This is a genomic window from Corynebacterium nasorum (assembly GCF_022345765.1).
Classification (GTDB): domain Bacteria; phylum Actinomycetota; class Actinomycetes; order Mycobacteriales; family Mycobacteriaceae; genus Corynebacterium; species Corynebacterium kefirresidentii.
In genome coordinates, this window is sequence record NZ_JAKRDR010000004.1 from 89,413 (window position 1) to 100,110 (window position 10,698).

Below are 10,698 nucleotides of genomic sequence, written 5' to 3' on the forward strand. Positions count from 1 at the left end.
AGCGCTTAAACATCGGCCTCACCACCCGGAGAGGTGAGGCGGAAGAACTCGGACTCCAATTGTCCGCTGGGGGCAAGCTCCTGCAAGGACCCGGAGTAGCGAATGGTGCCCTGAGACAAAATGGTGATGTCGTCGGCCAAATGAAGGACCTCGCCAAGCTGATGAGAGCTGACCACAACAGTGTGGCCGGCTGCTGCCAAGTCTCGCAGCAAAGTACGCAGCTCCACTATGCCCTGTGGATCAAGACCATTTTGAGGTTCATCCAGTAACAAGATTTCCGGATCACCTAGCAAAGCCTGCGCCAATGCCAAGCGGGCCTTCATACCAGTGGAAAAGGACTTGGCCTTCTTGGAACCGACCTCGGTGAGCCCCGCAATGGCTAAAACACGCTCTACCTCAGACTCCGGCAGACCTAGCAAGCGGGTATGTACGCGCAGGTTGGCAGCGGCGGAAAGATGCCCGTAGAAGGCGGGTCCATTCACGGATGCCCCCACATGGTCGAGTACTTCACGTGACCACGGGGCACCAGCCACGCGTACTATTCCGGAATCTGCCGGCAGCAGGCCAAGGAAGATGGAAAAGAGAGTGGATTTTCCGGCCCCGTTGCGTCCAAGCAAGGCGTGGACGCGGCCAGGGGCAATGCGAAAGTCCACATCCCGCAGCACCGCGTGGGAACCAAAGGATTTGGTGACGTGTTCAAAGGAGATCTCAAAACTCATACCGCCCAGTCTCGCGGCAGAGCGCCGCAATAACCTCCGCCTAGGCTATGGACCTTAGCGCGAAGTTCTCCTACCACGGTAGGAGGCTTAGGCGATGCCAGCCTTTTGCGCCAAGAGCACTAGAGCTACGCGGTCGCGTGCAGCCAGTTTGGAAAGCAGAGAGGAAATATGTGTCTTGACAGTCGTATCCGCGATGACCATTTCACGGGCAATTTCCGCGTTGGTGGCACCGCGGGCGATGAGGGCTAAGACTTCTCGTTCGCGACGGGTGACAAGGCTTAAGCCTTGGCGCTCTCGCGCGCTCAGCTGTCCGCGCGCAATTGCGGCGCGGTAGGTCTGCAAGACTGGGCCGGTTACCTTAGCAGCTAGGACCGATTCGCCCTTGGCGACGTCCCGCACAGCCCCCACCAGTACATCTGGGTCGGCGTCTTTGAGGAGAAACCCATGCGCGCCAGCGGCGATAGATTGAGCCACCAAATCATCTTCATTAAATGTAGTGAGCATGATGATTCGGCAGTCAGGCACCCGAGAAAGGATGGCTTGAGTCGCGGCAATGCCGTCCATTCCGGGCATTCGGATATCTAGAATCGCGACGTCAATGCGGTGGCTTATCGCCGCGGTAACGGCTTCGTTGCCGGTGTGCGCGGTGGTAACGACCTCAATATCCTCCTGAGCATTGAGGATCGTGGACAAAGCCGCGACGAGCAGCGCTTGGTCATCGGCAAGCAGTACACGAATCTTAGACACGGTTTTCCTTCTGCAACGGAAGTTCGGCGAGCAGGGTGAATTTTGTGGCATCGCCCCAGCTCTCTAGCTTTCCACCCAATGCGTTGGCACGTTCTTCCACACCGATCAGGCCCACGCCGCTACCTGGGACTTCGCTGGGAGTCGGGGAGGGCGTGGAAGAAATTAGGGTGAGTCGGGCGACGTCGGCAAGCGCAAGCTCCACATCCACCTGGGTTCCTGGGCCTTGGTGGCGCAACGCGTTGGTCAAACCCTCAGAAATGATGCGCACCAACGCCAATTGCGTAAGTGCTGGAGCCTCGTAGGCCTCAGGTATATGCGCGTTAATGTCCAAGCCTGCCGCTCGGAAGCCATCGATAATGCCCTCGATGTGCTCTAGCTGCGTGGTGGGCTCCAGTGAGGTAGGTCCGGTGCTTCGCAGTGCAGTGACGATGCCGCGGACCTCTTCCAAAGCAGAATCCGCGCCATCACGAATACTGGCCAGCGCATCGTGGGCAGCCTCAGTGTTTGCACGAGCGGCAATGATCCCGGCGTTTGCCTGAACCTTGATCAACGTGAGGGAATGAGCGAGTACATCATGCAGCTCCCGTGCGATGAGCAGGCGTTCTTCTTCTTGGGCTTGGCGAAATCGCTCTTGCGCTAGCTGCTCGCGCTGGCGTGCTAAATCGAAGTAGCGCGCAGCTATAAAATATGTGCTGCCTAGAACCGCCCAGTGCACGACCAACATGGCCAAGTAGCGGCGGTCCAGTTGGTAATGCAAAAAGAAAGACTCCGGATCTATGCGCCACATGAATGGCGAAATGAAGGAGCCAAGAATCGTTAGAGCCAGTACCGTGCGGGGAATGGCGCGGCGCGTGACATAGCGGGAGGTGGCATACACCGCCATGGGTGCAGTAAGCGCCCACGGGGTAATTCCCAGGTTAGTGGGAAGCTGGCTCATCCAAGCCATCGCCCAAGCCGCGAGAAGCACGATAAAGCCCGTGGCGCTGAGCACGGGACGGCTCCGCCAGACCCACATAAATGGCAGGAATAGTAACGATAGACCTGCCTGAATAATCTCAATTATGCTGGGATTCTTCGCGGCAGAAATGACATAAAATAGCGCAATGAGCACCGCCACCGCAGTGAGGATTTTATCTCCTAAACGCGCTTCCGCGACGGTGTCAGTGCTCATGATTGAAGATAGTAATACGGCCGGTGCTGCTACTTCTTCTTATCCTTCTTCTTGCCCTTCTTTGAGGTTTTCTTCGCCGTCTTCTGCTCGGACTTGCGCTCCAGCTTGGCTGCTACATCAGGCACATAGCGGAACTCTTCGCGGGCGGGGCGCTCGTAGGTCTCGCCATCAGATTCAGGGCGCTGCGGGATTTCAGGCATCTTGCGCTCGATCTTCTCGTAGGGAATGGTGCTGAGAAGGTGCGAGATGACATTGATACGCGAGCGCTTCTTGTCTTCCGATTCCACGGTGTACCACGGGGCGGTTGGGGTATCGGTGTGAATGAACATGGCATCCTTCGCGCGGGAATAGTCCTCCCAGCGGGTAATGGATTGCAGGTCCATAGGGGAGAGCTTCCAGCGGCGTAGCGGATCATTGCGGCGGGACTCAAAGCGCTTAATCTGCTCCTCATCGGAGACAGAGAACCAGTACTTGCGCAGCATGATGCCGTCTTCTACCAGCATCTGCTCAAAGGTAGGTGCCTGGTGGAGGAAGCGGACGTATTCCTGATCGGTGCAAAAGCCCATGACGCGTTCGACGCCGGCGCGGTTGTACCAGGAGCGGTCAAAGATGACAATTTCGCCCTTCGTTGGCAGCTTTTCCACATAGCGCTGGAAGTACCACTGGCCCTGCTCACGGGAGTTCGGGGCGGGCAGCGCCTCGACGCGGCACGTACGTGGGTTGAGGTACTGGGTGATGCGCTTGATAGCAGAGCCTTTGCCGGCGGCGTCGCGGCCTTCCATGATGATGACGACGCGGGCCCCGGTTTCAACGACCCACTGCTGCATGTCCACGAGTTCTGCCTGAAGGCGCTCGAGTTCCTTCTCGTAGGCCTTCTTGTTGAGTTTCTTAGGGGCTTTACTGCTCTTTGTGCTCATTACCCCAGCTTAACTGTCGTTGATAGCAGGGGAGAAAACGGCAACGCCCTCGTTGGAGTGAGAATCTGGGCACAGTCTAAGAGCAGGTACAGCCTGGACCGCAGCCTGGTTCGCCGAAAAAAGTTGTATTGGAAATAAGCCCCAAGCCCTCAATAGCAATGGTGACATTTTGACCATCTTGAATAAACTGCTGCGGCTCCCGTGCAAATCCAACGCCCTCTGGGGTACCGGTAATGATGACGTCTCCCGGATTGAGCGGGTAAAGCTGCGAGCAAAACTCGATCAGCTCAGCAACTGAAAAGATAAGGTCATCGGTGTTATCGCGCTGCCTTTCTTCGCCGCCCACGGTAGTAGTAAGTAAAGCACCAGAACCAGGTGCCCATTCCTCCGCGGTGGTGAGCCACGGGCCGAAGCCTGCGGTGCGATAGAAGGACTTACCGGCATGGAACTGGCTCGTCTGACGCTGGAAATCGCGCAGCGTGTAGTCATTCATGATGGCATAGCCGGCGACATAGTCGAGCGCCTCATTCCGGTTCACGCGGTGGGCGCGCTCGCCGATGATGACCGCCAGCTCGCCTTCATAATCCAGCTTCTGTGTGGCAAATTCTGGAATGAAGACATCATCATAGGGGCCGGTGAGGGCATCGGCGAACTTGATGAACAAGGTGGGGTGTTCGGGGAATTCGCGTCCCATTTCGCGTATGTGCTTGGCGTAATTGAGCCCAACGCAGATAATCTTGCCGGGATTCGGGACTACGGCCTCCAAGTCGGCGTGGTCGAAGACCACGGGTTCGCCGGAAAGCTGCGCGGCCTTATGCCAATCTTCGCTGCACAGCAGCTGGCCCACATCTTCATAATCCAGTTCGACACCCACATTGTCCCCATCAATGCGGATAGCGGAGGTGCCAAAGCCAGTGCGTAGAGTAGCCAGTTTCATGGCGACTATCCTACGCGCAGGATCTCATCCACCGCGTTGGCGCAGATGATGGGGATTTCTGCCCGTTCCTGCTTGGCCCAAGGCTTGAGCACAAACGATGCCGGATCCATACGGCCCGGTGGGCGCCCAATTCCTATAGAGAGGCGTTGATAGTCCTTTGTTCCCAGGGACTTGGTGGTGGAGCGCAAACCATTATGGCCGTGGTCGCCGCCGCCGTCGCGGAGTTTAATGGTGCCAAAATCGAGCTCCAGTTCATCGTGGACGACGATGATATCGGCGGCGGAGAGATGAAAATATTGGCTTAGGGCTTTGATCGGCCCGCCGGAGAGGTTCATGAAAGACCGTGGCTTAGCACAGATAATCTTGCGGCCACCTGTCATGCCCTCGGCGACCTCGGTATTGGTCTTCTTGTGCACCGAAAAGCTGCTCTTGAGCTCGCCAGCGAGTTCTACAGCTACATCGAAGCCGATATTGTGGCGGGTTCCTGCGTACCTGGGGCCAGGGTTACCAAGGCCTACTACGAGAAGTGGAGTCACGCGCTCAATTGTCTCATACAGCGAAGGAAAAACGACGAAACCGCCGCGAGATGCACTTCTCACGGCGGCTTACGTGCAGGAGGGGGAGGGGGATTACTCCTCGTCGGAGTCGGAGGACTCTTCGCTCTCCTCTGCGGACTCGGCGCCAGCGTCAGCGCCGCCTTCCTCAGCAGCCTCGGCTGCTTCCTCGAGCTCCTCATCAACCTCAGGCAGGGAGATGGAGACGATAACGGTGTCTTCCTCTGCCACCAGGGTGGTGTCTTCCGGCATGGTGACATCGGCGGCGGTGATAACCGCGCCCTCCTCGAGACCCTCGATGGAAACCTCGAGCTCCTCCGGAATGTTCAGTACGTCTGCCTCAACCAGCAGTACGTCAGCATCCTGGATGTGCATGGTGCCTGGGGCCGGCTCGCCGGTCAGGGTAACCGGAACCTCAACCTCAACCTTCTCGCCACGCTTAATAGCAAGCAGGTCAACGTGGTCGATGTCGAAGGTCAGGACGTTCTGGTCAACGTGCTTAACCATGGTCAGGTACTGCTCGCCGTCGATCTCCAGCTCCAAAACGGCGTTGACACCGTTGTTGCGGACGAGGGACTGGATGTCCAGCAGCGGAACTGCGAAGTGAACCGGCTCCTGGTGGGCACCGTAGATGACGCCTGGGACCTTCCAGTCGCGGCGCAGGCGGCGTGCGACACCCTTGCCAAACTCGGTACGTGCTTCAGCCTTGATTACTGGGCGCTGTGCCATGCTTCATTCTCCTTAGTCAAAGTAGTGCGGCGCGGCCAACGCGATAAAACGACGAAAGCCTGCCGATGGACGTCTTGGACGAGTCATCGCAGGCGTATATAAAAGCAACGTGCTCTAACTTCAATCGCGTCGATAACGGCTTCCTCATCCTGAGGTCGCCCTCGCCGAGACTGGGTTAGATTAGCACGCGTACCGTTAGCAAATCAAAAGCCGCCGAAGTAAATTCTCGGCGGCTAGTGATAGTAGATCATGTTTAGGCGCGGTCAAACAAGGTGGTGACAGAACCATTCTCGAAGATCTCGTGGATGGTCTGTGCCAAAAGCGGTGCGATGGACAGCACCGTGAGGTTGGACCAGCCCTCGGTGGACTGCGGCAGGGTATCGGTGGTGATAACTTCCTCCGCACCGCATTCAGACAGACGCTCGCGGGCGGGATCGGAAAAGACGCCGTGGGTGCAGGCAATGATGACCTTCTTGGCGCCGGCGTCCTTCAGCACGCGCACGGCGCCAGCAATGGTGCCGCCGGTATCAATCATGTCGTCGAGAAGCACGCAGTCCTTGCCCTCAACATCGCCTACCACGCGGTTGGATACCGTCTTATTGGCCTCGGTATTGGAGCGGGTCTTGTGCACGAAGGCCAGCGGGGCATCGCCCAAGTCATGGGCCCACTTTTCCGCAACCTTTACGCGGCCGGCATCCGGGGAGACAACCGTGATGTTATCGGTGGCGTACTTGGACTTGATGTAATCGGTCAGGATGGGCTGAGCATGCATGTGATCAACCGGGCCATCGAAGAAGCCCTGAATCTGATCGGTGTGCAGGTCCACGGAGACGATGCGGTCCGCGCCGGCTGCCTGCAGTAGGTCTGCCACTAGGCGAGCGGAAATCGGCTCGCGGCCCAAGTGCTTCTTATCCTGGCGTGCATATGGGTAGAAGGGCAGGATGGCAGTGATGCGCTTCGCGGAGCCGCGCTTGAGAGCGTCAATCATGATGAGCTGCTCCACCAGCCACTTATTGAGCGGCTGAGTGTGCGACTGCATTACGAAACAGTCTGCACCACGCACGGACTCTTCAAAGCGGATGAAGATTTCGCCGTTAGCGAAATCGCGGGCGGTAGTAGGAACCAGATCCGTCTTCAGCTCCTTAGCCACAGCCTCCGCCAGCTCTGGGTGTGCACGCCCAGAGAAGAGCTTCATGTTTTTGCTGCTACCAGTTACCTTGCCAGTCATGGGAGAATATGCCCCTTACTTTTCGTTGTCCTGCGCACGGGCTGCGGCCTCAGCCGCGGGAGTACCCGGACGCTTCTTTTGAACCCAGCCCTCGATGTTGCGCTGTTTGCCACCGGAGACTGCGAGTGCTCCCGCAGGAACATCGTCCTTAATTACTGTACCCGCACCGGAGTACGCGCCATCACCGACATTGACCGGAGCGATAAACATTGTGTCAGAACCGGTGCGCACGTGGCTGCCGATGGTGGTGTGGTGCTTGTTTACTCCGTCGTAGTTTACAAAGACGGAAGAGGCGCCAATATTGGACTGCTCGCCCACGGTGGCATCGCCGATATAGGTCAGGTGCGGCACCTTGGAGCCGCGACCAATTTGCGCATTCTTTGCCTCTACGAAGCCGCCGAGCTTTCCGTCCTCGCCCACCACGGTCTTCGGGCGGATATAGGTAAACGGGCCGACCTTAGCGTTGGTGCCGATGACAGAATCGCTGCCATGAGTGCGCACGACGGAAGCACCTTCGCCCACTTGCATATTGGTCAGGGTGGTATCGGGGCCAATCTCGGCATTATCGGCGATGCTGGTCGCTCCCCACAGCTGGGTGCCGGGGTGAATGATGACATCGGAGCCCACGGTGACATTGACACCAATCCAGGTGGTCTCCGGATCTACGATGGTGGCTCCGCCGCGCATCGCCTTTTCCACCATGCGTCGGTTGAGCTCGCGGCCGGCAGCGGCGAGCTGCACGCGGTCATTGACGCCCGCCAGTTCGGCCGGATCCGCTGCCACATGCGCGCCGACGCCGTGTCCAGCGGTGCGGGCGATCTCGAGCACATCGGTGATGTATAGCTCGCCTTGGGCGTTATTGGAGTCGAGCTTCTGGAGGGCGTCGGCAAGCACGCGGCCGTCAAAAGCGAAGACGCCGGAGTTGACCTCATCGACTCGGCGCTGCTCTTCGGAGGCGTCCTTTTGCTCGACGATGGCGGACACGCTGCCGTCCTCAGCGCGGATGATACGGCCGTAGCCGGTGGGATCCTCTAAGCGCATGGATAGCACCGTTACCGCATTGCCCTGCTCGGTGTGGGTAGCGCGCAGGCCCTCGATGGTCTCTGGGGTAAGTAGCGGTACGTCGCCATTAGTGACGATGATGGTGCCCTCAAACTCCGGAATCGGCTCCAAGCCGCAGGCCACTGCGTGGCCGGTGCCCAGCTGTTCTTCCTGTACTGCCTGCAGCACCTCGCAGTCCAGCTCCTGGGAGATGGCATCCACAGCGGGGGAGACCTGGTCGCGTTGGTGGCCTACCACCGTGACAATGTGTTCCGGATTAATCCCGGCCGCGGCATGCAGAGCGTGGCCGAGCAAGCTGCGCCCGCCAATCTCGTGCAAGGTCTTTTGCTTGGTGGATTTCATGCGGGTGCCGGCACCAGCCGCAAGGACGACTACGGCACACGGGGTTGTTGCTACCACGGGTTATTGAGCTCCTGGGGGGTCGAGTCTGATTCTTATCCGGACTACATCCTATAGCCCGAGTGCGATTTATGTGTGAGAAACCTCTTTCAGGCCGCGGGCGCGCCACACCCCGAGAAAGCCGATGAGGGCGAGGAATAGCAGGGCCGCCTCTGGCCCGGCCAGCGCCACCACGGAGGAAATGCCACCGACGATGAGCAAGATGATGCCCATCATCGTATTGGCGGCACCTACATACTGGGTGCGCTTATCGCCACCGGCCATATCCACCACGTAGGTCTTTCGCGCCACTCGAATGGCCGTGTGCGCCAGATTCACGGCGAAGAAACCAATCGGCATGACCCAGGCATTGACCCCATCTGGGGCCCAATGTGAGCTGGCGACCAAGAGCACCAGCACGATGGAAGCCACGGCCGCTCCTACAGCCATGGTGTTTTTGGAGGATTTATCCGAATACACACCGGAGATCCGTCCGCCCACCAACGAGGCCAGGCCCGAGGCAAGCACGAATCCGTACAGCCCGGAAAGGTTGCTGCTGAGCAGCACGATAAAAGAAGTTGAAAGCGCCGACACCAAAAGAAGCGCGCGGACGATGACGAAGTTACGAAATTGTCCGTCGCTAGTAAAAAGCTGCCAGGTATCTTTCCACCACTGCTTATCGATGCCCCCTTCGGTTTCCTCTGGCACCGGCTCATCCACGCCCGAAAATACCCACGCGGCAATGGCCCACGTGGCCGCGCCAACGCCGAGGACCGTGCCCATCATGGGGATACTGAGCTCACCCAAAAAATAGAGGATAATTCCGGTAAGCAGGGTGGCGCCGCCTCCGAGTGCTGCCGCGCTGCCGGTTACTCGGCCACGCGCGCCTTTGGAAATCGTGCGCGCCTGTACGTCCTTGCCCGCAATCGAGCACAGTGCGCGGAAAAGCGAAAGCGCCGCTAGGGCCACCAGTGTTACTACTCCCAGTGCCGTCCCACGAAGGAAGAATGCTGCTAGCGCGATGACCGCGGCGGATATCGCTTGGCCCAGCGAACCGATAATCCACAGGCGCTTACGGGCCCTATGCGTAGTCACCCACGGGGTCAGTGCCGCCTGCGGCAGCATCGAACCAGATTCGCGAATAGGGGTGAGCAAACCGGCGAAGAAGGCAGGCACGCCGGCTGCACTAAAAAGCGCTGGCAGCACCGTCTTGGCCGCCACAATCTGATCGCCCAAATTTTGCAGGCCATTGGACCAGATGAAATACCGGGCATTGGATTGAGACATGAGAAATTCGATCTTTCAGAGAAATGAGTTGGTTAAATTAAAGCCATGCTGACACGCCGGAGACTAAAACACGGCCGCAGTCACGCCGAAATTCTACCCGTGGGGCAGGAGGCCTAAGAATCATGCATGATGTTGATCCCCTCATCAATTCCCTCTATCAAGCCTTTGACCTCCTTGGCGTGGTGCTGAACGGCATCATTGGTGGCACCATTGCCCGCCGACGCGAATTCGACATCGTGGGTTTTGTATTCCTCGCCCTCTTTTCTGGGCTGGCCGGTGGCATGATTCGTGACATGCTCATCGCAGATGGGGCAGCGGCTGCGATTTCAGATCCGTGGTACCTCGGACTCGCCTGTGGAGGAGCCCTCGTTGCGTTTCTTATCGATCTTAAGGGCAAGGCATGGGAGCTTTTCCGCGAACATGGTGATGCCATCATCCTCGGCGTGTGGTCCACTACCGGTTGCGTCAAAGCACTCACGCACGGCATGCCACTTATTCCCTGCGTTTTCCTTGGCGTGCTTACCGCGGTGGGCGGCGGAATGGTTCGCGACGTAGCTTCTGGGCTAATCCCCTCTATCTTCGGCGGCAGCCCTCTTTATGCCGTGCCGTCCATCCTGACCGGCATCGTTATGGTGATCTTCGCCCACAACGGGCAATTTGCCCTCGGCATGATCATTTCCCCCATCGTCGGAAGCGGCATGGCCATCTTGTCCTATTGGCGCGGCTGGGTGTTGCCCCGCGCCGGTGTAGCCCCCGTTAACTACACCGCTGCCCAAGTGGCGGCGATTGCGAAGAAAGCCGAGCTCAAAGGCTTTCGACGCGGCAGGAAGAAAAACTAAAAAAGCTTCCCCACCAGGACTCGAACCTAGAATGACGGTACCAAAAACCGTAGTGTTGCCGATTACACCATGGGGAAACACAGCAAATTGCTGTAGGCATAGCGTACCTGACGCACCCGGGTAAATCACA

11 protein-coding genes are annotated in these 10,698 nt (G+C 58.3%); 1 reads left to right on the forward strand and 10 read right to left on the reverse strand.

The features are described 5' to 3' along the window. Positions 1-5 precede the first annotated feature (5 nt). From MHK04_RS04760 to MHK04_RS04805, 10 genes are all read right to left on the reverse strand, one after another. Positions 6-719 carry an ATP-binding cassette domain-containing protein gene (locus tag MHK04_RS04760; protein WP_200287872.1) on the reverse strand — a complete coding sequence of 238 codons (714 nt, stop codon included), beginning with the start codon at positions 717-719 and terminating at the stop codon, positions 6-8. 87 nt (positions 720-806) lie between these two features. Further along, positions 807-1,466 (reverse strand): response regulator, encoded by a 660-nt coding sequence (locus MHK04_RS04765; RefSeq protein ID WP_200287870.1) that lies wholly within the window; start codon positions 1,464-1,466, stop codon positions 807-809. Further along, on the reverse strand, positions 1,459-2,637 hold the full coding sequence (locus MHK04_RS04770; RefSeq protein ID WP_200287868.1) for a sensor histidine kinase: 1,179 nt from the start codon (positions 2,635-2,637) through the stop codon (positions 1,459-1,461). Before MHK04_RS04770 ends, MHK04_RS04765 begins: the two co-directional genes overlap by 8 nt. A 29-nt stretch (positions 2,638-2,666) precedes the next feature. Then, the gene (gene ppk2, locus MHK04_RS04775) at positions 2,667-3,554 is read right to left on the reverse strand and encodes a polyphosphate kinase 2 (RefSeq protein ID WP_086588148.1); all 888 of its coding nucleotides are present in this window, start codon (positions 3,552-3,554) and stop codon (positions 2,667-2,669) included. Positions 3,555-3,630: 76 nt separating this feature from the next. Further along, positions 3,631-4,491 (reverse strand): fumarylacetoacetate hydrolase family protein, encoded by an 861-nt coding sequence (locus tag MHK04_RS04780; RefSeq protein WP_239208001.1) that lies wholly within the window; start codon positions 4,489-4,491, stop codon positions 3,631-3,633. Between the two features lie 5 nt (positions 4,492-4,496). After that, positions 4,497-5,027, reverse strand: a complete 531-nt coding sequence (gene pth, locus MHK04_RS04785; protein WP_200287864.1) for an aminoacyl-tRNA hydrolase — start codon at positions 5,025-5,027, stop codon at positions 4,497-4,499. 93 nt (positions 5,028-5,120) lie between these two features. Then, complete coding sequence (locus MHK04_RS04790; RefSeq protein WP_200287862.1) at positions 5,121-5,774, reverse strand: 50S ribosomal protein L25/general stress protein Ctc; 654 nt, start codon at positions 5,772-5,774, stop codon at positions 5,121-5,123. Between the two features lie 253 nt (positions 5,775-6,027). Continuing rightward, positions 6,028-7,002 carry a ribose-phosphate diphosphokinase gene (locus MHK04_RS04795; RefSeq protein ID WP_005323655.1) on the reverse strand — a complete coding sequence of 325 codons (975 nt, stop codon included), beginning with the start codon at positions 7,000-7,002 and terminating at the stop codon, positions 6,028-6,030. A 15-nt stretch (positions 7,003-7,017) separates the two neighbouring features. After that, a complete protein-coding gene (glmU, locus tag MHK04_RS04800) occupies positions 7,018-8,463 on the reverse strand; it encodes a bifunctional UDP-N-acetylglucosamine diphosphorylase/glucosamine-1-phosphate N-acetyltransferase GlmU (RefSeq protein ID WP_324291887.1) in 1,446 nt (481 codons plus the stop codon). A 69-nt stretch (positions 8,464-8,532) separates the two neighbouring features. Continuing rightward, entirely contained in the window at positions 8,533-9,729 is a 1,197-nt protein-coding gene (locus tag MHK04_RS04805; RefSeq protein ID WP_239208002.1) for an MFS transporter, read from the reverse strand. Between the two features lie 122 nt (positions 9,730-9,851). On the opposite strand from MHK04_RS04805, the gene MHK04_RS04810 reads away from it, so the two are divergent. Continuing rightward, positions 9,852-10,568, forward strand: coding sequence for a trimeric intracellular cation channel family protein (locus MHK04_RS04810; RefSeq protein ID WP_239208003.1), 717 nt, complete (start codon positions 9,852-9,854; stop codon positions 10,566-10,568). The last annotated feature ends 130 nt before the right edge of the window (positions 10,569-10,698 follow it).